The organism is Bacillus sp. FSL R9-9410 (assembly GCF_038050385.1).
GTDB classification, from domain to species: domain Bacteria; phylum Bacillota; class Bacilli; order Bacillales; family Bacillaceae_G; genus Bacillus_A; species Bacillus_A cereus_U.
This window is the reverse complement of the sequence record NZ_JBBOTV010000002.1, coordinates 249,791-272,517: the sequence shown is the minus strand read 5'-3', so window position 1 is coordinate 272,517 and position 22,727 is coordinate 249,791. Positions and strand designations below refer to the sequence as shown.

Sequence of the window (22,727 nt, the reverse complement as noted above, 5' to 3'; positions counted from 1 at the left end):
AATCTTTTTAAATGAAAATTGATGTGATAAAATTAATGAAAACGTTTTCGTGAGCGTTTATATTTTTTGGACTTAAAGGTATGATGACCTGATAGTCTATTGATAAGGTTATATCTATTTAAAAGGGGATTCTTTAGGGGGAGAGAACAATGAACACATGGACACAAGTTTACGATCCGTTCGGTAACATTTGGATTTCGGCAGCAGTTGCACTTATTCCAATCATCTTTTTTTTCTTAGCTTTAGCAGTTTTCCGCATGAAGGGGTATGTGGCAGGATTTATTACAGTTGTATTAACGATTTTGGTGGCGTTATTTGCGTATAAAATGCCATTCACAATGGCAATGGCAGCGACCGGATACGGTTTCTTATACGGATTATGGCCAATTGCGTGGATTATCATTATGTCAGTATTTTTATATAAAATTTCTGTGAAAACAGGTCAATTTGATGTCATTCGTGCATCTGTATTATCCATTACGAATGACCATCGTTTACTCGTTATTTTAATCGGATTTTCATTTGGAGCATTTTTGGAAGGGGCAGCAGGGTTTGGTGCACCAGTAGCGATTACGGCAGCGCTTCTTGCAGGTCTTGGGCTAAATCCTTTATATGCAGCAGGTCTTTGTTTAATCGCAAATACTGCACCAGTAGCGTTCGGAGCGATGGGGATTCCGATTACAGTTGCTGGACAAGTAACAGGCATTGATCCACATAAAATTGGACAAATGGCTGGGCATCAATTACCGTTCTTATCTTTATTTGTTCCGTTCTTTATCGTATTTTTAATGGATGGTTTTAAAGGAGTAAGACAAACGTGGCCTGCTTTATTTGTAGCGGGTAGTTCATTTGCAATTACACAGTTTATTACAGCTACGTTTTTAGGGCCAGAACTTCCTGATATTACGTCAGCACTTGTAAGTTTAGTAAGTTTATCGCTATTCTTAAAAGTTTGGCAGCCGAAAGAAATTTATCAGTCTAAAGAAGCAAATAGTGAAGTAGCAGCAACGACGGCGACATCTATGCCGAAACTAACAGTAGGAAAAGTAGTAAAAGCATGGTCTCCGTTCATTATTTTAACTGTGATGGTGGTCATTTGGAGCCAAAGTTTCTTTAAAGCATTATTCGCTCCAGGTGGTGCTTTAGAAAGTCTCGTATTTAAATTTGAAGTTCCAGGCTTGCACAATTTAGTAATGAAAGCAGAGCCAATTGTAAATAAACCAACACCTTATGAAGCAATCTTGAAATTAGATGTTTTATCAGCGACTGGAACAGCAATTTTAATTGCTTGTATCATTTCTATCTTTATTTTGAAAATGAGTGCAAAAGATGCAGTAGCAACATTTAAAGAAACGTTAAACGAACTAAAAATGCCAATTCTATCTATTGGATTCGTATTAGGATTCGCATTTATCGCAAACTATTCTGGTTTATCTTCTACATTAGCGTTAGCACTTGCAGGAACTGGCGGACTATTCCCGTTCTTCTCACCATTCTTAGGCTGGATTGGGGTATTCTTAACAGGATCAGATACGTCAGCGAACGCACTGTTTTCGAATTTACAAGCAATTACAGCGCAGCAAGTCGGTGTATCTGAAGTGCTTCTCGTTGCAGCAAATACAACGGGCGGTGTAACAGGTAAAATGATTTCTCCGCAATCAATTGCGATTGCTTGTGCGGCAGTTGGGCTTGCTGGGAAAGAGTCAGATTTGTTCCGTTTTACATTGAAGCATAGTTTATTCTTCGTTACTATTATTGGGATTATGACGTATGTGCAGGCTTATTATTTAACTTGGATGATTCCGTAAACAAAAAAGAAATAACCTTTGCATTTTTCAGATTATAGGGTATGATGGGAAAGTATTGAAAATTAAATCAGTGATAAACTAGGGGTGCCTAACGTATGCGTAGGCTGAGAGAGAAGCGTTTGAACTTCTTAACCCTTTGGACCTGATCTGGCTCGTACCAGCGTAGGGAAGTTAACGGCTTTACATAATTATGTCTTTATGAGCCAGGTCCTTATTTTTTTATGGACCTGGCTCTTTTTATTTTGGCATACGCTGGCCATATCTCGTCCTTGTCACGAACAGGGGGGCAATAAAGGTTATGAAACAGTCTGTTTCTGCAGAGCAAATTGAATTGAAATCGAGTTTACCAGGAAGTAAGAAAGTGTATGTGGATGGGCCACGTGAAGGTATGAAAGTGCCGATGCGCGAGATTGAACAAAGCGATACGAACGGTGTTCAAAATCCGCCAATCCGTGTATATGATACGAGTGGACCTTATACAGATCCAGAGTATAAAGTGGAGCTGGAAAAGGGGATTCCAACGCCGCGCCACTCTTGGACCCTGGGGCGTGGTGATGTAGAGGGATACGAAGGGCGCGAAGTAAGACCAGAGGATGACGGTGTGAAAGTGGTTTCAAAACATACACCTGTTTTCCCGCAAATGAATCGTAAGCCGCTTAGAGCGAAGCAAGGTGCAAATGTTTCGCAGATGCATTATGCGCGTAATGGCATTATTACGTCTGAGATGGAATATGTTGCGATTCGTGAAGGGGTAGAGCCTGAATTTGTTCGTAAGGAGATTGCAGAAGGTCGTGCGATTTTGCCGGCGAACATTAACCATCCTGAAGCGGAACCGATGATAATTGGACGTAATTTTCACGTAAAGGTAAATGCAAATATCGGAAACTCTGCTGTATCGTCTTCTATTGCAGAAGAAGTAGAGAAGATGACGTGGGCGACTCGCTGGGGTGCAGATACGATTATGGATTTATCTACAGGTAAAAACATTCATACAACGCGTGAGTGGATTATTCGTAATGCTCCGGTACCAGTTGGAACTGTGCCAATTTATCAAGCGCTTGAAAAAGTAAACGGAATTGCAGAGGATTTAACGTGGGAAGTATACCGTGATACGTTAATTGAGCAGGCGGAGCAAGGCGTTGATTACTTCACGATTCACGCTGGTGTATTACTTCGTTACATTCCAATTACTGCAAAGCGTATGACAGGTATTGTTTCGCGCGGTGGTTCGATTATGGCGCAGTGGTGTTTATTCCATCATAAAGAAAACTTCCTATATACTCATTTTGAAGAGATTTGTGAAATTATGAAGCAGTACGATGTTTCGTTCTCTCTTGGAGATGGATTACGTCCAGGTTCTATTGCAGATGCAAATGACGAAGCACAGTTTTCTGAGCTTGAAACACTTGGTGAATTAACAAAAATCGCTTGGAAACATGATGTGCAAGTTATGATTGAAGGACCTGGGCATGTACCGATGCATTTAATTAAAGAAAACATGGAGAAAGAACTTGATATTTGTCAGGGTGCGCCGTTCTATACACTTGGGCCGTTAACGACAGATATTGCACCAGGTTATGACCATATCACATCAGCGATTGGTGCTGCGATGATTGGCTGGTTTGGAACGGCGATGCTTTGTTATGTAACTCCGAAAGAACACTTAGGTTTACCGAACAAAGATGATGTTCGCGAAGGGGTTATTACGTACAAAATCGCTGCGCATGCAGCTGACCTTGCGAAAGGGCATAAAACGGCTCATCAGCGTGATGATGCACTTTCGAAAGCACGATTTGAATTCCGCTGGCGCGATCAATTTAATTTATCTTTAGATCCTGAACGTGCGATGGAGTATCATGATGAAACGTTGCCAGCAGAAGGGGCGAAAACAGCTCATTTCTGTTCAATGTGTGGCCCGAAGTTTTGTAGTATGAGAATTTCGCATGATATTCGTGAATATGCGAAAGAAAATGATTTAGAAACGACAGAAGCAATTGAAAAAGGAATGAAAGAGAAAGCGGTAGAATTTAAAGAAACTGGTAGTCGCTTATATCAATAATACGTTACACCTCTTTACTTGATTGATCACAATGTACCTAACTTAAATATAGAAGAAGCCCCCTTTGCTAAGACGGTAGCAAAGGGGGCTTCTGTTGTCTATAAGGAGAAGAATAATTGTACCCAGTAGTATAAGAGGAATAATGTGACGACTGTTGTGAGTGGGATTACGATGAGAGATACGCTTAAATAATCCTTCCATTTCACTTTAATTTTGTTTTGTCTTAGTATATACATCCAAATGAGGGAAGCTAGCGTACCAATTGGTAACAATAGTGAACCGATGTCACTACCAATGATATTTGCGAGATAGATAGTTTTTAATGTGACTGGATCTAGTCCCATTTCTGTTAATGTGATTGTACCAATCATAAGTGCAGGGTGGTTATTGAAGACGTTAGAGAGGAGGGAAACGAGTCCGCCCATTGCAAAGCTGGCATAGAGTAGATGCTGACTTACAACTGGTTCGAGCCAACTTACAAGTGCTGCTGTTAATCCTGCGTTATGAAGCCCGTAAATAATTACATACATAGAGAAAGCGAAAATTAAAATGTGCCACGGTGTCTTTTTCAAAATATCGACTGGGTTTGTTCGTAAGTAGTACCATCTCCAGATGAGAAGAACGAGTGAACCGAGTACAGCAACAATTTCGATTGGAATCGATAAGAAGGATGCAACGAATAGAAGACAGCGCATAAGGAAGACGAAGCCTAATACTTTTAACATGAATTTTGTACGTTTTTGTTTTGTATCAACAGAATTTTTTCCTTTTAACGGATGGAAGTTTTTCGTGAAAAAAATCTCTTCAATATCATATGAAGAAACAGGTAATCTTTCTGGAAGTTTTTTCTTTAAAACTGTATACATGAGCCATGACATAAACAGTAGTCCTAGTGTTGCAGGTACAAACATCATAGCTGTATGCATATAAAGAGTCATATTAACAATATTTAATGCGATTAAGTTTACGATATTACTTACACCGATTGGTGCACTAGATGCCGTTGCGATTAAAGCACCGCTTAATAAATAAGGGATTTGTTGATGAGGTTTTAATTGAAGGTTTTTCAGAAGTAAAATCAAAATCGGTGTTGTAATTAAAATACTACCGTCGTTATTGAATAAAAGAGTCATAAGAAAACATAATAATTGAATATACCAGTATAAACGGCGACCGGAGCCCTTTGCTAAATTTGCAAGTTTTGCTGCGGACCAGTGGAAGAAGCCGAAGCTTTCTAATATAACCGCCATAACGATGGTCGCTAATATCGTTATAGAGGCACCGCCGATTTTACTTATAATGTCTATGACGTCTGGTTTTGATACAAGTCCAGTAATGAGGATAATGCCAGCGCCGACTGCTGCCGGCCATGCCTCATTTAAGCCACGGGGTCGCCAAAAGACAACAATCATTGTTAAGAAGAATACAATAATAGTAATCCATATTTCAATGCTCATATTTAACCTACCTTTCTATTTTCCCTTGAACAAATGTAGCTTGTCTCAAGTTTATATTGCTAGTATATTCAGCAGGAAATAAGAAGAACTAGGCATATAATGGAATAGAGTGAATATGTGTTCTTTGAGCTATAGGACAAGTATCAGTGGTAGTGTAATAACTATTGTGAGAGGAGTCTATAAATTTTTTGGATAGTAAGATAGTAAGTTTAATTTATATCAGCGATTATTGAAATATATCGGCGCAAGTCAAAATATATCAGCGATTTTTAAAATATATCGACTTATCGACAAAACATGAAAAAAGGAGTCCATCCACAAATGCCTTTTGGAACAGACTCCCCCGACTATATTATTTTTCCTTCAAAAAAGTTCGATCCTTCAAGAATAGATTCCAGAAGAAAATGAATCCGGGTAGTAAAATTGCAATCCCGATTGCGTAAAGAATAAGAAGTGCATAGAATGTTTCGACCGTCGTAAAGCTTGTAAATACAGTTACGTCCGGGTAAATGATATACGGTAAATGGGCGACGCCGTAAGCGTAGCTTGCAAATGCATATTGAGCGACGACAGCTAAAACTGCAATGCGAGGAAAGCCTAGTGTGCCATACTTCTTATTTGTCCACCAAAGGGAGGAATATCCGATAACAAATAAAATGATAGAGACTGTAAACCATGGGAATTGCTTTATTAGTCCTTGCATAAGCCAGTGTGTTTCAGGGTCCATTACAACGAGAGCGATAATAGCAGTCACGAGCGTTGCGGGACCAAGTATGATGGCATTTCTCCTATAAATTCGGTACGTATCTTCAGAACCTTGTTCCCTAGCAAAATCAGCAAGAAAGAGAGAGGATAGAAATAGTTCCGAAGTTAGTCCAAAGAGCATATAACAATAAATAACGGGACTAGAAAGAAGTTTTCCGTAAAGGAGCACTTCTTTTCCTTCAGACATCGTAATATAAGCACCTTCTGTAACGGGCAGCACGGTAATTAATAGAGCTGGGATTAAGAGCCCCGTAATACCTGAAATAATACGAAGAAGGTGTTGGTACTTTGGCAGGGAGTAAGCGAATACCATAAATGTACTGCGAATCGCAACGAGTACTAAAATTAACATAACTGGTACAAACATAACTGTTGCCAGGGTAAAGGCTGCTTTTGGAAAGAAACCGAGAAAAGCGACAACGACAAAGACAAGAAACGTATTTGTTACTTCCCAAGTTGGTGATAAGTACCGATTAGCAAGCTTGGCAGCAAGCGTCGGGTGTTTAGCGTATATCATGCCCCAAAAACCAGCTCCAAAATCAATAGACCCTAGTATGCTATATACGAAAATAAGAGCCCATAAGATGATGATTGCAATGCTTTCCTCATGCACGAGAATCGCCTCCTTCGTGATGTAAATCATTCTTTAACGGATGTTTCTTAAAGAATGTCCGTAGTACAAAGACTGTTAAAATACCGAGTCCAATATATAAAATGATGAATAAAACAAATAAAGGACCGACGAAATCAGCGCGTGTAGAAGCATCGACCGTGCGTTGCATGCCATAAATTGTCCATGGCTGACGACCACTACAACTAAAAATCCATCCGAATTCAATACCGAGCAACATAACGGGTCCACATGCGGCAGCTCCCCAAAGAAGCCATTTCGGTAACTCTACTCCTTTTTTTCGGTAAACAAAGTGCCAATATAAGAGGGCAATAGCTGCAACTGCAAAGGTAAAGGCAGCAGTACCGACCATTAAGTTGAACAGTGTATGTGTGTAAAATGGTGGCCACGTTTCTTGCGGGAATTCCTTTAGACCTTTTACAACGGTGCTAGGGTCTAGTCCCACTAGTAAGCTAAGCATGTTCGGAATTTCAAGGGCATAGTTTAGTTCAAGTGTGTTAGGATCCACAACCCCGCCAAGCGATAACGGAGCGTGTGATGTCGTTTCAAACAAAGCTTCAGCAGATGCTAGTTTTTCAGGTGAATGTTTATGTAAGGCAATAGCAGATTCGTGTCCTGAAAGCCACAGCGTAGCACCTGTGATAAATGTAACGACAAGCCCTAACAGTAATCCTTTTTTATGGTAAGCAATTTCACGCTTACTTAAATTTTTCTTTAATAATTTAAATCCAGCGATAGAAGCGATAACAGCTGCTCCAGTTGTATAGGCTGTAATAACGACATGGAATGCACTTGTGCCAAAGCTCGGATTAAAGAAAGCTTTCCACGGATCAACGTTAAAAACTGAGCCATCTGGCCCCATTGAAAAGCCCGCAGGTGTATTCATCCATGTATTTGCTGATGTAATAAGCACGGCGGATGCAGTGGCACCAAGCATAACGAAAAATAGCGAGACTAATCTCATAACTGGAGGTAGTTTATCAGCTGCATATACATAAATAGACATGAATAAAGCCTCTAAAAAGAAGGCGAAAATCTCAATTTGAAACGGAACGGAAATAACTTGACCAACAATTTTGGCGAAACCAGGCCAAAGAAGTGAAATTTGTACACCAACAATTGTTCCAGTTGGAATTGCTACACCGAGAAGGATAGCGAAAGCCTTTGTCCATCTTTTTGCCATAATGGCATAGTCGGAATCTTTCTTCCAGTGATAGAGTATTTCACTTATAAAAATCATTAAAGAAAGCCCAACTCCAAGCGTTGCAAAGATAATGTGGAATGCTAATGAAGAACCAAAAAATGCCCTTGCTAATGTTACGGTATCCATATGTATACTCCTCTTCTTTTTTGCCATTATTTTCTGATTGAATTGGAAGATTTATTCAAAAAACTGCCAAAAATATATATGTATTTAAAAAATGAGTATGGTAATATAATGTTGAAATATTCCCAAAAGAAAGAAATTAAAATTTAATAATATTTTGTTTGTTTTTTATGGCTGAATCTTTTATAATCTTTTATGCGAACGTAAGTTCTATTTCCGGGATGAAGAAGTTTATGTGAAATGGAGAGGGTGTTTTATGTATCCTGAAGTCATTAAAAAGATGGCATTTTCAAGAGAGCATAGAGATTTATTATTAAAGTTGTATAATAAAGAAATTACGCGTCGTGAATATGATCGACTTGTGGAATCGCTATATAGGCCTTCTAAAGAGGCTTGCGAAGGATAAGGTGGGAGAGACAATCTAATGGATTGTCTTTTTTAAATTTGCGTATGTTCTGTTAAAATTAAGGTTAGCCTTAATAGGGAGGTGAAAAGCTTGCGGAAACGTTTATATATAGGGTTTGGAGTTGTTTTCTTAATCGTATTAGGCGGAATTGTATTTTGGTCGGCTTTACAAGGAAACCGTACGGAGCATTTTATTTTAAGGCATATGGTAAATGAAAATGGAACACTTGCAACGTATCGCTTAGAGGATACAAAGGCAGGAACGGGTGAAGCGAAGGGCCGTGAAGCTTTATCAGAATCGGCAGGACTATGGTTACAATATACGCTTGATAAAGATGATCAGTCGCTATTTGATGAACAAGTAAAGGTCATTCAAAATAATTTTGTACATAAGGAACACATCGTTTTATGGAAAATCTCTGAAAAGGGAGAAATGCAGTCAGCCACAAATGCACTTATAGATGATCTTCGTATTATTGAACAATTATATCGTGCTTATGAAATGTATAAGGAAGAGCGCTATAAAAACCTTGCAGATCAATTGAGTGATTCTGTACTTCGTTATAATAAAAAAGGTAATTATTACGTTGATTATTACGATGCAGATGCAGGGAAACAAAATAAGTTCACAACAACATCTTACATAAATCCGCATGCATTCTCGTATATGAAAAAGTATGGGAAAATTTCTGCACAGCAGTATCAGGAAGTTGTTCAGTTTTTAGCGGATTATCCGAGAAACGACTGGGCATTCCCGAAAGAGTATAAAGATGATGGGACATTTACGTACGATAAAGAAGTGAATCTTATTGATCAATCATACGTTGCTTATCATCGCAGTTTAGGCGGTCTTTCATCAGATGCTTATTTGGAATTTATAAAGAAGAAATTTCGCGAAGACGGAAAGTTATACGGACGTTATAACTTAGAAACGGGAAAACAAGCTGTGAACTATGAATCACCAGCATCTTACGGATTAACAATTTTGTACGTACTACAAACAGGTGATACAAAGTTTGCGAAGGAATTGTATGAGCGGATGACTACATTCCGAAATGATAATGTATTTAGTAGATATTATGGTGGATATGTAACAGGTGAGAATAATAATACACATATTTTTGATAACGTATTACCGCTTTTAGCTGAAATAGAATTGGAGAAGAGTAAAAAATAGAGTGCCACCCTAGGGGTGGCACTTTTTGCTTATTTCTTTTCCATTACCGCAAAGTAATTGTTTTCATTATCAGCAAAATTGAATGCTCTACCAGTAGGTAAATCTACAACTTGTCCAACCGTAACGTTTTTCTCAGAAAGATCTTTATACAGTTGATCTAAGTTATTAGAGAAGAACATAAGTGAAGGGGTATTTAAGTTTAATTCAGGTTGCATCTTCGCAATTAACGCCTTATCGTGAAGGACAATGCTTGTTCCAGCTTCCTTTGCCAGCGCAATTTCAATCCAGCGAAATCCTTGTCCGTTATTTTCTTCCGCAACGATTTGGAATCCTACTGTTTCTGTCCAAAATTGTACTGATTCATCTTGGTTATTTACATATAACATAATTTGTCCAATTTGATTAATCATAGGTGTCTCCTGCTTTCTTTTCTTATATGTGTATTATTATATCAAATATATGGTTTAAATACTTTTTCATGGTTTTTTCGAATGGCAATCTTCGCCCATTTCATACTTGTCGTAGGGGAAGGCCCTGTAACCCATGTATGAAATGGTAGTGTACTGCAAATGACCATTGTGAATATAGAAAGTACGGCTGTTACTGAAAATAGTAATAGACTATATACTATTGTGTTTTCTTGTAGTGCAAATAGAGAAAGAAATTTTGTGCCTATATGTAAAAAGAAAAAGTGGGCTAAATAGGCGCCGTACGTGTAATTCCCGATAAACCGTAAAGCTTTATATAAGAAACCACGTCGCTGTACAATTGTAATAGATAACACGTACAGTATCATAATTTCACAAACAATATATAAAAACATGGACGGTTTTAAATAAGTAGAAACGGTTAAATGAATAGAATTGGCGCCGTAAAAACTAAATAACTCATAATTGATGAATAAAAATAAGATGAAAAATAAGATTGTTATAAGCGGAATATGTTTCATGACAAATATACGCCAAGTTTGTAATGCTACAGCAGCTATTCCTCCCATGACGAAATAGAATGAGTAGAAGAAGAAGGAACGATCTGTATAATGTAAAATGGTTGAACTAGTCAGTTTCTCTCCATTAAAAATGTAGTGAGAAGAGTACCACATTAAGAAGAAATATAGACAAGCGAAAATGGTCATATATTTATATATGTCTTTTTTATTTTCTGTTCGTTTTTGAAACCAATAAAATAGTGTACATAGTAACGGGAACAATAAGTGAATTTGGAACATCATAATCACGTACCAAAGATGAGGTGCAGCCGTTCCGAGTAATAAATTTTTTATTCCGCCTTTTAGTGTAATGACATCGTTTGTTGTTACTAGATAAAGAATAGACCAGAAGAAATAAGGGATGAGTAAATGTGTGGCTTTTTCATAAATATATTCTTTGTAAACGAGTTGCTTCTTATATTGCCGAATTAAATGAAATCCGACGATAAATATGAATGCAGGTGCTGAAAACTTTGCTAGATTAAATAGCATGCCCATAATGAGGGATTGTTCGAGTAAGACATTTCCTTGATTCATTGTATATAATAAGGAACTTTGCAAAACGACAGCAAGAAATGCAATGCTTTGCAAAACTTTAAATTCTGGTGCGCTTTGTGTCATTGTGTCCATCTCCTTTTCCATACATGATTATAGTACGGAGAAAGGATGAAAGGTGTGGAATATTTGTGAAGATTATAACAAATTTGTGGCGGGATGGGATTATATTAACGGTTTTGCTAATATATCTATCACAACTTCAAATATATCAACGATTTTTCCAATATATCGATTCACTGAAAAATAACAACAAAAAGAGGATGCTCAAAGTGGGCATCCTCTTTCTATATATTAAGCAAATTTATTTTTGATCCAGTTTTTACCTTCTACAAGACGAGCTGTCATTACGGCACAAGCGTTATCTCCTGTTACGTTTAACACTGTTGCAGGAGGATCGATGATTGTACTAATTGCGGCGATAATTGGCAATGCTTCTGGTGGGAATCCGTATAGAGAAACGATTAACATTTCACCAATCATACCTCCGCCCGGAATAGCACCCATTACTGTTCCTACTAATAGAGAAACAACAAGTGCAATTGCTAATGTTTTCGGTCCTTCGAATTCCATGTTGAAAATACCGAATAAGAAAGAAATTTTTAATACCCCGCCTAAAACAGATCCATCTTTATGAAGTGTAGATCCAAGAAGGACAACTGTTTCACGAACGTCAGAAGAAATACCCATTTTCTTCGTTGCTTCTAAGTTCGCTGGAATACTTGCGGCACTACTACAAGTTGCAAGTGATGTAACTGTAGGAGAGACCATGTTCTTCCAAAATACTTGTACACCTTGTTTGCGACCTGCAAGGTACGCATAGAATGTAAAGAATACAAAGAAGTAAATAAGAGAAGCCGGATAGTATACCATTGCTGCTCGGAAGTAAGTTCCAAGAAGTTGTGGTCCGAATTCACCAACTAATGCTGCGAAGTAGGCAGCTAGTCCGATTGGAGCGTAGTACATAATGAAAGATACAACTTTCATTGAAATTTCTGCACCAGCTTGTAAGAATGTAGCGAATGGTTTCCCTTTTTCACCAACTGCTGAAGTTGCAACCCCCATTAAGATAGAGAAGAAAATAAGAGCTAGCATGTTCTCACGAGATAGTAACTTTGAAAAGTCTGATACTGTTAGGATACCGACAATTTGATCAGCAACACTAACTGCTTTTTCAGCTTTATCAGGCTGTGTTAGTTCTAATACAACACCTTGTGCTGGCGGGAATACTTTCACAATAATAATCATAAAAATAGCAGCTAAAATACTTGTAAATAAGAAAGTTCCAGCCATACTAGACATAATTTTACCGAAACGTTTTAATCCATCCATATTAGCAATAGATGACGCGATGCTAAAGAACACTAACGGTACAACAATCGTAAACATTAAGTTTAAGAAAATGTCACCAAGCGGCTTTAAAGCAACTGCATCGGCACCCATGAAATAACCAATGAAACCACCAATTAGGATAGAAGATAATAAAATAAGCGGAAAGCGATATGCCTTCATAAATATACCCTCCTATCGATTATAAAAAATCATACTGAATCATTATAGCGAGTTAGAGACTTCTTTACTAGGAAAATACGGATAGATAGAATAGCGTGAAAACCAAGAAATTTTTGTTTTTAAGCTCGGCATACAGTTAGGAATCTAGACATATATATTTGTAACCTAGTGGTGGCAAGGTATGCACCATAACTTAGGTTTAGAAAAAGAGGGAGGGAAACAGGATGAATATTTTACTTTGCTGTGCAGCGGGAATGTCTTCCAGTTTGATAGTTGCAAAAATGGAGAAAGCGGCACAGGCAAGGGGGATAGAGGGAAAGATTTGGGCTGTATCATGTTCAGAAGTGCGAAATCATATCGATGATGCAGATGTACTTTTACTTGGACCGCAAGTACGTTATTTATTACCGAAAATGAAAGAATTATGTAAGGAGAAAGGAATACCTGTTGATGTCATTCAATCTGTCCATTATGGGCTTTGTAATGGAGAAGCTATCTTACAAGCAGCTTTGTCAATGAAACCATGAGGAGAGTGGGATAGATGATAAAGTTTTTGGAGAAATATGTGATGCCAGTGGCAGGGAGGGTTGCAGAGCAGAGACATTTGCAAGCGATTCGTGATGGAATTATTTTGACGATGCCTTTCTTGATTATTGGATCTTTCTTTCTAATTATTAGTGCTTTACCCATACCAGGGTATAATGATTTTATGGCAGGATTGTTTGGGGAGAGTTGGCAAAAAGCTTTAGGGTATCCAGTTAGCGCAACATTTAATATAATGTCTTTAATAGCTGTTTTTGGAATCGCTTACAGACTTGGTGAGTATTATAAAGTGGATTCTTTAGCATCTGGTGCATTATCACTTGTATCATTTTTGCTTGCAACACCGTTCCAGGTTATGTATATGATACCAAATACAAAGGAAAGTGTACTTGTAGATGGGGTTATACCAGCTGCGCTAATGGGAAGCCAAGGTTTGTTTGTGGCGATGATTATTGCAATTATATCTACTGAAATTTATAGATTTATTGTGCAAAAAAAGATGATTATAAAAATGCCAGAGACAGTTCCACCAGCCGTAACACGTTCATTTGCTGCGCTTATTCCAGGTTTTATTGTTGTGACGGTTATTTGGATCATTAGATTAATTTTTGAACATACGACTTTCGGTAGCATTCATAATGTTGTAGGGAAACTTCTGCAAGAACCACTTAGTGCACTTGGTGCCAGTCTTTGGGGCGCGGTAATTGCAGTTATCATTGTCCATGTACTTTGGGCGTGTGGAATTCATGGCGCTGCAATTGTGGGCGGTGTAATGAGCCCGATTTGGTTGTCGTTAATGGACCAAAACCGAATTGCTTTTCAGGCTGGGCAAGATGTACCGAATACAATTACTGCACAGTTCTTTGATTTATGGATTTATATGGGCGGTTCTGGTGCAACACTTGCTTTAGTTGTAGGAATGTTATTATTTGCGCGAAGTCAGCAATTGAAAAGTTTAGGACGATTGTCGATTGCACCTGGTATTTTTAATATTAATGAAATGGTGACTTTCGGAATGCCGATTGTAATGAACCCACTTTTACTTATTCCATTTATATTGGTGCCAGTCGTGTTAACGGTTGTTTCTTATTTTGCAATGGAATGGGGATGGGTTGCACGTCCGAGTGGAGCTGCTGTACCTTGGACCACACCTATTCTTTTTAGTGGATATTTAGGATCAGGCGGGAAAATTTCAGGGGTTGTTTTGCAACTCGTTAACTTTGCGCTTGCATTCTTTATTTACTTGCCATTCTTAAAAATATGGGATAAACAAAAAGTAGCGGAAGAAAAGGGGGAGTAAAGAACTAAAATGGATACGATAGAGACGAAAGCTTTTCATTTAATTTTGCATGGGGGAAATGCGAGAAGCTGTTCAATGGAAGCAATTGATTGCGCAAAGCGCGGTGAATTTCAGGGAGCGGAAGCTAAACTACAAGAAGCTTTAAATGAATTGCAAGAGGCGCACCGCTTACAAACGGAGCTCATACAGAAAGAAGCTGGCGGGGAAAAGACAGAAGTTACCCTGCTGATGGTACATGCGCAAGATCATTTAATGAACGCAATTACAGTGAAGGAATTGGCGAGTGAATTTGTAGAATTATATAGGAAGATGTCAGTAGCTGAATGAACCTTGCGCATGCAAGGTTTTTTTATGTTTTTAAAAGAGACAGTTATGACGGAAAGAGGGCCACTTATGGATAATTGTATTTATTATTTCCAGGTGTATGTAAAAATGAAAGTGTAAAGGGAGCTTCATTATATGGTTTATGATGACTTTATATTGGAAACGAAAAATAGCAAAATTAAATCATCAATTAAGATGAATAGACTATGTGTGCTTACCATCAGTGGAGTGTTATAAGTTCCACTGATGGTATTTTTATATTAACAAGCCTCCTTCTTCATGGGGAAATGGGGATGATAACTAATCGATAGTAACAAATTCTCCTACACCACGAATTAATTTTTTTATATGCATACGTTCTGGTTTTAACACGCTTATTATAGAATCAATGGCCTTTTGAGGATCAACAGACGTGCCGCAAGTGTAACAATCAATTGCTGCAAATTTCTTTTCAGGATAAGTGTGAATAGAGAGATGGCTTTCTGATAATAAAATTAATACCGTAACTCCATATGGGTGGAATTCCTTGTTACTTACATTTAAAACGTGGGCACCAGAGCGATTCGCAGCGGCAACTAAATGATGCTCTAAAAAATGAATATCATTTAATAGAGAAAAATCTACGCCCCATAAATCTACTATTATATGCCGACCAAATGTAGAATAGTCCATCTACTTGTACCCCCTTTGTTAAAATATCATCAAAATTTCATTTCTTGTTGATAGCAATGATGTAGGGTAAGGTCAGATTCTGAATTTAACACGGCATTGTTACGGTGTTCTAAATGTTCTTCTTTAAATTGAAATAAAGGAGCAAGAAGAGAAGGTAATGTTCGAGGGGATGGTACTACGTATAATTGTTCAATTTGATCGAGTACAAACGAGGAGTTAGCAGCAATATGAAATCCCCAGTCAGTTCCGAAAGAAGGAACAATTGTATGATAGCTTTTTACAGTTAATCCGGCATGTTCAATTGTGTTACCAATACTCCAATATACAAGAGGTGCATCAGCGGGTGAATTAGATTGGCAAACAAATGCGCCATCCTCTGTTAGGAACGTAGCTATAAGGGCAAAGAGTTCACTCGTATATAAAGTGCTTAATACTTCTGTCGCTGGATCCGGAAAATCAATAATAATTACATCATATAAAGAGGAAGGAGATTTCAGAAATTCTTTTGCGTCACATACATGTACATTTGCACGATCATCAAAAAATGCGCGTTGGTTTAAAGCGACTAATTCTGGAACATTACGAGCCATCGTAATCATTTCTTCGTCTAAGTCGACGAGGTCTACATGGATAACCGTTTCATATTTTAAAACCTCTCTTAAAGCAAGACCATCGCCACCGCCTAATATGAGAACACGCTTTGAATCTATTACCTTTGACATAATCGGATGAACTAGTGCCTCATGATAGATTTGCTCATCGACGGAACTAAATTGTAGCTGTTTATCCAAATATAGACGAATATCGCTTACTTGGAGTAAATTAATGTTTTGATAATTGCTTTTTTCTTCAAATAAACTTGTATGTTCGCCAGCTTGTATTTCTTTTAGCGAAATTTCATCCCATACATCTAAGCTGTGCGAATCTGTGGGTACTATTATTACATTTTCCGATTGTACTTGCTTATCGTCTTCATCTTCATCTTCATCTTCATCTTCGTCCTGCTTATCCTGCTTATCTTGTTTATCGTGTTTATCAGGTTTGTCCTGTTTATCAGGTTTGTCCTGTTTGTCTTGCGTATCTTCAGTATCCTGTTTGTCTAGTTTATACGTGTTTGAATCTAGTTCAGAACCCTCTTCATGTTTATACCATTTATTTTGAAACTGTATTCTATAAATCTTCATTCTATTCTTTTTTCTATGCTTTGGCATTAGAATCCCCTTTCGAAATACTTTATTTTATTCTATTCTATGTAATTTAATAGAGTTTGACTGGACAATAGTTAGACGAGTGTCTTGAATAGGTATTTGTTTTTGATTTGAGTCGAAATATTATATTTTCCGTTATTATATTTTCACACTTTTAAAAAATTTAGTGTTTTTTTGTTTTAAATACAACTATACAACTAAACACTAATCTATTTTCATACAGTTATGTGTTAAAAGCGTGTTGTTTTATAACACACTGTGTGTTTTTTGGGTGACACACTGTTTGAAAGCGGTAACACACAAATGAATTGCTCGAAAAAACGTTGATTTTAGGCGTTTTAAAAAGTTGGCACGCTAATTGCATTAATAAATAGCGTAAAGAAAAATAAAAAACATAAATTTTTTATACCACACAAGGGGGATTTATAAATGAATATTTTATTATGTTGTTCAGCAGGGATGTCTACAAGTTTACTAGTTACAAAAATGGAAGCGGCTGCAAAGGCTCGCGGTCTAGAAGGAAAGATTTGGGCTGTATCTGGGGATGCAGTAAAAAACAATATCGATCAAGCAGACGTACTATTATTAGGACCGCAAGTTCGTTACATGCTTTCTACAATGAAAACGCTTGCTGATGAAAAGAGCGTTGGAATCGATGTTATTAACCCAATGCACTACGGCATGATGAATGGAGAAGCAGTTTTAGATCACGCATTAACACTTAAAAAATAATTAGGGGGGAAGCGAAATGCAAAAATTTATTGCATTTATGGAGAAATATTTAGTTCCAGTCGCAGGAAGAATCGGATCGCAGCGCCATTTAGTTGCGATTCGTGATGGTTTTATCGCAGTTATGCCTCTTATTTTAGTTGGATCATTTGCAATACTTATTAATAACTTGCCAGTGGATGCATTCCAAAAATTTATGAAGGGTGCATTCGGGGACGTTTGGAAAGATATCGGCGGTGGTATGTGGGCAGGTTCCTTCGCTATACTCGCCCTCATAACCGCAGTTGGGATAAGTTACAATTTAGCGAAATCTTACGGCATTGACGCGTTGTCAGCAGCAATTATTACATTCGGTGCATTAATTATTATATCTCCGACAACGCCAAAAGAAGGCGGTATTGATTTAGCTTGGACAGGATCACAAGGTTTATTCGTTTCTATCATTGTAGCTCTTCTTGTCACAGAGGCATTTAGGTTCTTTGTTCAAAGGGATATTACAATTAAAATGCCAGATGGTGTTCCACCAGCAGTAATGAAGTCATTTGCAGCGTTAGTTCCAGCATTCGTTATTTTAATTGTAACAGCAAGTATTCAATTAGCAGTGAAATTAGCAGGTACAAGTATTCATAAAATCGTATTTGAAACAATTCAAGTACCATTACAAGGTTTAGCAGGTACATTACCAAGTGCAATTATTGTAGCGTTACTTATTCATGTATTATGGTTCTTCGGATTACATGGTCCGAATATTATTGGGGGTATTATTGACCCAATCTATTTACCAGCATTAGAAAAAAATATGAACTTATTTAAAGATGGTATGTCTGCATATGACGTACCGAATATTTTTACAAAACCATTCTTTGATGTATATGTTTACATCGGTGGATCAGGTGCGACATTAGCATTTTTAGTAGCAGTAATGCTTGTTGCGAAAAGTGCACAGCTTCGTGGTGTAGGCCGTGTATCTATCGGTCCTGGTTTCTTCAATATTAACGAGCCAGTTATTTTCGGTACACCAATTGTATTAAATCCAGCTTTAATCATTCCATTCGTACTTACACCAGTTGTATTAGTTATTACTTCTTATACAGCAATTTCCTTAGGCTGGGTACCAAAAACAGTTGCTTTAGTTCCGTGGACAATGCCACCAATTTTTAGTGGTTATCTTGTATCGGGCGGAAGCATCGCTGGTGCTGCATTGCAGCTAGTAAACTTTGCAATCGCGGTAGTAATTTACTATCCATTCGTATTAATGTGTGACCGTACGTACGTACAAGCGTCAAAAGATGCTGCAAAAGGAAACGACAATTCAGTATCACTTTAAAAAGTATTGTTCTGGCGAGTTGTATAGCTCGTCAGAACAATCACCTTTATATCATGTTCAAAAAGATGAGACCCATCTACAAGAACACCAAACTATCATTAATAAAATAATAATTTAATAGACATGTTCAAACTGAAGGGGTATTTAAATCGGTTGAACCATAATAGAGAGGGCGGTAATTATGATGACTACAGCAGAACAAATTCCATTCCAATTGATTTTAAATAGTGGTAATGCACGAAGCTTTGCAATGGAGGCACTTCAATTTGCCAAACAGGGGAAAATGACAGAAGCAGATGAAGCGATGGTAAAGGCGAAAGAAGCGATTAATGAAGCGCATCATTTCCAAACAGAGCTCATACAATCAGAAGCAAGAGGGGAAAAAACAGAGATTAGTGTTCTTTTAATTCATGCACAAGATCATTTAATGAATGCGATTACAGTAAAAGAATTAGCAGCAGAATTTATTGACCTTTATAAAAAGCTAGAAGCGAAAGGGGAATAAAGCATGACTGGAATTAAAATTGCTACAATCGGCGGTGGATCTAGTTATACACCAGAATTAATTGAAGGATTTATTAAACGTTATGATGAGCTTCCTGTTCGTGAAATTTGGTTAGTAGATATTGAGGCAGGAAAAGAGAAGTTAGAAATCGTTGGTGACTTAGCGAAACGTATGGTGAAAAAATCAGGTTTACCAATTGATATTCATTTAACACTTGATCGCCGTGAGGCATTAAAGGGTGCTGACTTCGTAACAACGCAGCTTCGCGTTGGTTTATTAGAAGCTCGTGCAAAAGATGAAGCAATTCCATTAAAATATGATGTAATTGGTCAGGAAACGAATGGTCCTGGCGGTTTATTTAAAGCACTGAGAACGATTCCTGTTATTTTAGATATTTGTAAGGACATGGAGGAACTATGTCCAAATGCATGGCTTATTAACTTCGCAAACCCGGCAGGTATGGTAACAGAAGCTGTACTTCGCTACACGAACATTCAACGAGTAGTTGGTCTATGTAACGTTCCAATCGGAATTCGTATGGGTCTTGCAAGATTACTTGAAGTAGATGCAAGCCGTGTCCACGTTGATTTCGCTGGTTTAAATCATATGGTATACGGATTAGATGTATACTTAGATGGAGTAAGCGTAATGGACCGTGTACTAGAACTTGTAACAGATCCAGAAAAGCAAATTACGATGGAAAACATTGCTGCGCTTAACTGGGAGCCAGATTTCATTCGTGGTCTTCGCGCTATTCCGTGTCCATACCATCGTTACTACTATAAAACACGTGAAATGTTAGAAGAAGAGAAAGAAGCTTCGATTGAAAAAGGTACACGTGCAGAAGTAGTAAAACAATTAGAAGATGATTTATTTGAGTTATATAAAGACCCGAATTTAGATATTAAGCCACCACAATTAGAAAAGCGCGGCGGAGCTTATTATAGTGACGCAGCATGTAGCTTAATTACGTCTATTTACAATAATAAAGGTGATATCCAGCCTGTTAATACACGAAACAACGGAACAATTGCAAGCTTGCCACATGATTCGGCTGTTGAAGTGAACTGTATTATTACGAAAGAAGGGCCAAAACCAATTGCGGTTGGAGACTTACCGGTACCAGTTCGCGGTTTAGTACAGCAAATTAAATCATTTGAGCGCACAACAATTGAAGCTGCTATTACAGGGGATTATCATAAGGCGCTGCTTGCTATGACAATTAACCCACTTGTACCATCAGATAAAGTTGCAAAACAAATTTTAGATGAAATGTTGGAAGCACATAAAGAACATCTTCCACAATTCTTTAAGAAGATAGAGAAATAAAGCGGCGCTATTTAGCCCGCTTTTTTTAATTCTAGTAGGAGGTATTACGATGATTAAGTTAATTGTAAATGCAGATGATTTCGGTCTTACGGAAGGTACAAATTACGGAATTATTGATGGACATAAAAACGGGCTTGTAAATTCAACGACGATGATGATGAATATGCCAGGGACAGAGCATGCCGTAAGTTTAGCGAAAGAGTATAAAACGTTAGGAGTAGGAGTGCATCTCGTATTAACGGCAGGAGAACCGCTTCTTAAAGACGTTCCATCACTTGTGAGTAGCGATGGATTGTTTCATAAACAACGTGTTGTATGGGAAGGCAATATAAATCCAGAAGAGGTTGAAAGAGAGTGGACGGCTCAAATTGAGAAATTTTTGTCTTACGGTTTAACACCAACTCATTTAGATAGTCATCATCACGTGCATGGATTACCGCTTTTACACGACGTTCTTGAGAGCTTAGCAAGTAAATATAATGTTCCGATTCGTCGTTGTGAGGAAGAGCGAGCGGTGCACCCATTTTCAGATGTGTTTTACAGTGATTTTTACGCTGACGGTGTAACGGAAGATTACTTTGTGAAGTTAAAAGAAAGAGTACAGGACGAGCAAACGGTAGAAATTATGGTGCATCCAGCTTATATTGACCCAGAGCTTGTGAAGCGTTCTTCTTACGTAATGGATCGCGTGAAAGAGTTGCGTATTTTAACGGAGAGCGAGTTGCCTGAGGGAATGGAGCTTGTGAAGTTTTAATAGGAAAACGACGGCTAAATGGGGCCGTCGTTTTTTGTGCTTACAAAATGGATAGAACATATCCACCGAAGGCTCCGAGTATAACGATAACCCAAGGTGGTGTTTTCCAAAAAGCGAGTAAGCAAAATAGAAGAGAAGCAAAAACGAAATCTACAGAATTCATAATTGTACTCGTCCAAATTGGATCATAAAAAGCTGCAAGTAAAATGCCGACAACGGCTGCGTTTACTCCAAGTAGTGCACCTTGTATGTAAGATACTCTCCTTACACTGTCCCAAAATGGTAAAACGCCAACAACGAGCAGGAAGGCAGGAAGAAAGATAGCGATCGTTGCAACAACTGCTCCGGCGGTTCCATTTAGCACTGCTCCTATATAAGAAGCGAATGTAAATAGTGGCCCTGGCACTGCTTGTGTTAATCCGTATCCAGCTAGAAATTGTTCTTTTGTCATCATCCCGTTTTGTACAAACTCACTTTCAAGAAGAGGAAGTACGACGTGCCCTCCTCCGAATACAAGTGCACCAGAGCGATAGAAGCTGTCAAATAAAGAGATGAAATAAGAGTACGGTCGTAACATTGGTAGCAGTATTAATAGCCCGAAGAATAAGATGAGACAAGACATGGCTACCATTTTTGAAATAGGTACTTTTATTTTATTTACTTGGCTAACGGGTTGGTCGCGATATAAAAACCAGCCGATAAAGCCAGATACTATAATGAGAATTACTTGTGTCCAGCTACTTGGCCATAATAAGGCGATTGCGGCAGTTACAATTGCGATTGTTGCACGGTTTCGGTCCGGTGTTAACTTTTGAGCCATTCCCCATATTGCATGAGCGACAATTGCGACCGCTACAAGTTTCAGCCCATGAATCCAGCCTGTACTTCCAAGTTCGAATTGGTTCAGGAAGGAAGCGAAAAAGACTAAAACGAGAACAGACGGGAGAGTGAATCCGATCCATGAAATAATGGCTCCTAATAATCCGCCGCGCAATAATCCAACTCCCATCCCGACTTGGCTGCTAGCAGGCCCAGGGAGGAATTGACATAGTGCTACTAAGTCTCCATAACTTCGTTCATCCATCCATTTTCTTTTTTGCACGTATTCGTGGTGGAAATAACCAAGATGGGCGACAGGGCCTCCAAACGAAGTAAGCCCTAATTTAAATGATACGAGAAAAATCTCCATTAATAATCGAAAAGAGTAGTTGTTATTTTTCAAAAGACCCTCCTAGAATGTTTTTCTAAGTGCATTATACAAGAGGCAGTAAAGTGAATGAAATGATTTCTATGTAAAGATTTTGTGAATCTTTTAGTTGTAATTAAAATTTGAAAAAGTCATAAATGATTAT

General features: G+C 38.0%; 21 protein-coding genes and 1 riboswitch. Of the genes, 12 read left to right on the top strand and 9 right to left on the bottom strand.

Annotated features, from left to right (window positions below; genetic code table 11):
• The first annotated feature begins 149 nt into the window (after nt 1-149).
• Nucleotides 150-1,808 (top strand): L-lactate permease, encoded by a 1,659-nt coding sequence (lldP, locus tag MKX77_RS25360; RefSeq protein ID WP_002198829.1) that lies wholly within the window; start codon nt 150-152, stop codon nt 1,806-1,808.
• A 70-nt stretch (nt 1,809-1,878) separates the two neighbouring features.
• A riboswitch (TPP riboswitch) is annotated at nt 1,879-1,994 on the top strand.
• Between the two features lie 112 nt (nt 1,995-2,106).
• The gene (gene thiC / locus MKX77_RS25355; RefSeq protein WP_341308112.1) at nt 2,107-3,867 is read left to right on the top strand and encodes a phosphomethylpyrimidine synthase ThiC; all 1,761 of its coding nucleotides are present in this window, start codon (nt 2,107-2,109) and stop codon (nt 3,865-3,867) included.
• Nucleotides 3,868-3,965: 98 nt separating this feature from the next.
• On the opposite strand, the gene MKX77_RS25350 is transcribed toward thiC, so the two are convergent.
• From MKX77_RS25350 to cydA, 3 genes are all read right to left on the bottom strand, one after another.
• The gene (locus tag MKX77_RS25350) at nt 3,966-5,324 is read right to left on the bottom strand and encodes an arsenic transporter (protein ID WP_341308111.1); all 1,359 of its coding nucleotides are present in this window, start codon (nt 5,322-5,324) and stop codon (nt 3,966-3,968) included.
• Nucleotides 5,325-5,676: 352 nt separating this feature from the next.
• A complete protein-coding gene (locus tag MKX77_RS25345; RefSeq protein WP_002198832.1) occupies nt 5,677-6,702 on the bottom strand; it encodes a cytochrome d ubiquinol oxidase subunit II in 1,026 nt (341 codons plus the stop codon).
• On the bottom strand, nt 6,695-8,050 hold the full coding sequence (gene cydA, locus MKX77_RS25340; RefSeq protein WP_341308110.1) for a cytochrome ubiquinol oxidase subunit I: 1,356 nt from the start codon (nt 8,048-8,050) through the stop codon (nt 6,695-6,697). The genes MKX77_RS25345 and cydA overlap by 8 nt, the downstream gene beginning before the upstream one ends.
• Before the next feature lie 253 nt (nt 8,051-8,303).
• Here cydA and MKX77_RS25335 point away from each other — a divergent pair, with 253 nt between their 5' ends.
• Nucleotides 8,304-8,453 carry a hypothetical protein gene (locus MKX77_RS25335; protein WP_002016173.1) on the top strand — a complete coding sequence of 50 codons (150 nt, stop codon included), beginning with the start codon at nt 8,304-8,306 and terminating at the stop codon, nt 8,451-8,453.
• Between the two features lie 90 nt (nt 8,454-8,543).
• On the top strand, nt 8,544-9,629 hold the full coding sequence (locus MKX77_RS25330) for a transcriptional regulator (protein WP_341308109.1): 1,086 nt from the start codon (nt 8,544-8,546) through the stop codon (nt 9,627-9,629).
• A 29-nt stretch (nt 9,630-9,658) separates the two neighbouring features.
• On the opposite strand, the gene MKX77_RS25325 is transcribed toward MKX77_RS25330, so the two are convergent.
• The 3 genes from MKX77_RS25325 to MKX77_RS25315 all read right to left on the bottom strand — a co-directional run bounded on the left by MKX77_RS25325 (nt 9,659) and on the right by MKX77_RS25315 (nt 12,684).
• Nucleotides 9,659-10,039, bottom strand: coding sequence for a VOC family protein (locus tag MKX77_RS25325; protein ID WP_002159850.1), 381 nt, complete (start codon nt 10,037-10,039; stop codon nt 9,659-9,661).
• 41 nt (nt 10,040-10,080) lie between these two features.
• Nucleotides 10,081-11,238, bottom strand: a complete 1,158-nt coding sequence (locus MKX77_RS25320) for an acyltransferase (RefSeq protein ID WP_341308108.1) — start codon at nt 11,236-11,238, stop codon at nt 10,081-10,083.
• Between the two features lie 228 nt (nt 11,239-11,466).
• Nucleotides 11,467-12,684 (bottom strand): dicarboxylate/amino acid:cation symporter, encoded by a 1,218-nt coding sequence (locus MKX77_RS25315; protein WP_002112907.1) that lies wholly within the window; start codon nt 12,682-12,684, stop codon nt 11,467-11,469.
• Between the two features lie 224 nt (nt 12,685-12,908).
• Here MKX77_RS25315 and MKX77_RS25310 point away from each other — a divergent pair, with 224 nt between their 5' ends.
• Genes MKX77_RS25310 through MKX77_RS25300 form a run of 3 tightly spaced genes read left to right on the top strand, consistent with a single transcriptional unit; the run spans nt 12,909 to nt 14,854 of the window.
• The gene (locus MKX77_RS25310) at nt 12,909-13,211 is read left to right on the top strand and encodes a PTS sugar transporter subunit IIB (RefSeq protein WP_341308107.1); all 303 of its coding nucleotides are present in this window, start codon (nt 12,909-12,911) and stop codon (nt 13,209-13,211) included.
• Nucleotides 13,212-13,225: 14 nt separating this feature from the next.
• Nucleotides 13,226-14,527 carry a PTS cellobiose transporter subunit IIC gene (celB, locus tag MKX77_RS25305; RefSeq protein ID WP_215554742.1) on the top strand — a complete coding sequence of 434 codons (1,302 nt, stop codon included), beginning with the start codon at nt 13,226-13,228 and terminating at the stop codon, nt 14,525-14,527.
• Nucleotides 14,528-14,536: 9 nt separating this feature from the next.
• Entirely contained in the window at nt 14,537-14,854 is a 318-nt protein-coding gene (locus MKX77_RS25300; protein WP_341308106.1) for a PTS lactose/cellobiose transporter subunit IIA, read from the top strand.
• A gap of 297 nt (nt 14,855-15,151) precedes the next feature.
• Here MKX77_RS25300 and speD read toward each other — a convergent pair whose 3' ends face one another.
• Complete coding sequence (gene speD / locus MKX77_RS25295) at nt 15,152-15,523, bottom strand: adenosylmethionine decarboxylase (protein ID WP_341308105.1); 372 nt, start codon at nt 15,521-15,523, stop codon at nt 15,152-15,154.
• Nucleotides 15,524-15,552: 29 nt separating this feature from the next.
• Entirely contained in the window at nt 15,553-16,734 is a 1,182-nt protein-coding gene (locus MKX77_RS25290) for a polyamine aminopropyltransferase (RefSeq protein ID WP_341308104.1), read from the bottom strand.
• Nucleotides 16,735-17,160: 426 nt separating this feature from the next.
• Between MKX77_RS25290 and MKX77_RS25285 the strand changes: the two genes are divergently transcribed.
• The 5 genes from MKX77_RS25285 (at nt 17,161) to chbG (ending at nt 21,375) form a co-directional block, all read left to right on the top strand.
• The gene (locus MKX77_RS25285; protein WP_215554739.1) at nt 17,161-17,463 is read left to right on the top strand and encodes a PTS sugar transporter subunit IIB; all 303 of its coding nucleotides are present in this window, start codon (nt 17,161-17,163) and stop codon (nt 17,461-17,463) included.
• 16 nt (nt 17,464-17,479) lie between these two features.
• Complete coding sequence (gene celB, locus MKX77_RS25280; protein ID WP_215554738.1) at nt 17,480-18,787, top strand: PTS cellobiose transporter subunit IIC; 1,308 nt, start codon at nt 17,480-17,482, stop codon at nt 18,785-18,787.
• 181 nt (nt 18,788-18,968) lie between these two features.
• Entirely contained in the window at nt 18,969-19,292 is a 324-nt protein-coding gene (locus MKX77_RS25275; protein WP_213744680.1) for a PTS lactose/cellobiose transporter subunit IIA, read from the top strand.
• A 3-nt stretch (nt 19,293-19,295) separates the two neighbouring features.
• The gene (gene celF, locus MKX77_RS25270; protein ID WP_341308103.1) at nt 19,296-20,621 is read left to right on the top strand and encodes a 6-phospho-beta-glucosidase; all 1,326 of its coding nucleotides are present in this window, start codon (nt 19,296-19,298) and stop codon (nt 20,619-20,621) included.
• A 49-nt stretch (nt 20,622-20,670) separates the two neighbouring features.
• On the top strand, nt 20,671-21,375 hold the full coding sequence (gene chbG, locus MKX77_RS25265) for a chitin disaccharide deacetylase (protein WP_341308102.1): 705 nt from the start codon (nt 20,671-20,673) through the stop codon (nt 21,373-21,375).
• A gap of 40 nt (nt 21,376-21,415) precedes the next feature.
• On the opposite strand, the gene MKX77_RS25260 is transcribed toward chbG, so the two are convergent.
• Nucleotides 21,416-22,597: a chromate transporter gene (locus MKX77_RS25260; RefSeq protein ID WP_341308101.1), complete on the bottom strand. Its 1,182-nt coding sequence runs from the start codon at nt 22,595-22,597 to the stop codon at nt 21,416-21,418.
• Nucleotides 22,598-22,727 lie beyond the last annotated feature (130 nt).

Coding starts and splice junctions, on each gene's coding strand:
- lldP (WP_002198829.1), top strand. CDS start 150: ATGAACACATGGACACAAGTTTACGATCCGTTCGGTAACATTTGGATT.
- thiC (WP_341308112.1), top strand. CDS start 2,107: ATGAAACAGTCTGTTTCTGCAGAGCAAATTGAATTGAAATCGAGTTTA.
- MKX77_RS25350 (WP_341308111.1), bottom strand. CDS start 5,324: ATGAGCATTGAAATATGGATTACTATTATTGTATTCTTCTTAACAATG.
- cydA (WP_341308110.1), bottom strand. CDS start 8,050: ATGGATACCGTAACATTAGCAAGGGCATTTTTTGGTTCTTCATTAGCA.
- MKX77_RS25335 (WP_002016173.1), top strand. CDS start 8,304: ATGTATCCTGAAGTCATTAAAAAGATGGCATTTTCAAGAGAGCATAGA.
- MKX77_RS25325 (WP_002159850.1), bottom strand. CDS start 10,039: ATGATTAATCAAATTGGACAAATTATGTTATATGTAAATAACCAAGAT.
- MKX77_RS25320 (WP_341308108.1), bottom strand. CDS start 11,238: ATGACACAAAGCGCACCAGAATTTAAAGTTTTGCAAAGCATTGCATTT.
- MKX77_RS25315 (WP_002112907.1), bottom strand. CDS start 12,684: ATGAAGGCATATCGCTTTCCGCTTATTTTATTATCTTCTATCCTAATT.
- MKX77_RS25310 (WP_341308107.1), top strand. CDS start 12,909: ATGAATATTTTACTTTGCTGTGCAGCGGGAATGTCTTCCAGTTTGATA.
- celB (WP_215554742.1), top strand. CDS start 13,226: ATGATAAAGTTTTTGGAGAAATATGTGATGCCAGTGGCAGGGAGGGTT.
- MKX77_RS25300 (WP_341308106.1), top strand. CDS start 14,537: ATGGATACGATAGAGACGAAAGCTTTTCATTTAATTTTGCATGGGGGA.
- speD (WP_341308105.1), bottom strand. CDS start 15,523: ATGGACTATTCTACATTTGGTCGGCATATAATAGTAGATTTATGGGGC.
- MKX77_RS25290 (WP_341308104.1), bottom strand. CDS start 16,734: ATGCCAAAGCATAGAAAAAAGAATAGAATGAAGATTTATAGAATACAG.
- MKX77_RS25285 (WP_215554739.1), top strand. CDS start 17,161: ATGAATATTTTATTATGTTGTTCAGCAGGGATGTCTACAAGTTTACTA.
- celB (WP_215554738.1), top strand. CDS start 17,480: ATGCAAAAATTTATTGCATTTATGGAGAAATATTTAGTTCCAGTCGCA.
- MKX77_RS25275 (WP_213744680.1), top strand. CDS start 18,969: ATGATGACTACAGCAGAACAAATTCCATTCCAATTGATTTTAAATAGT.
- celF (WP_341308103.1), top strand. CDS start 19,296: ATGACTGGAATTAAAATTGCTACAATCGGCGGTGGATCTAGTTATACA.
- chbG (WP_341308102.1), top strand. CDS start 20,671: ATGATTAAGTTAATTGTAAATGCAGATGATTTCGGTCTTACGGAAGGT.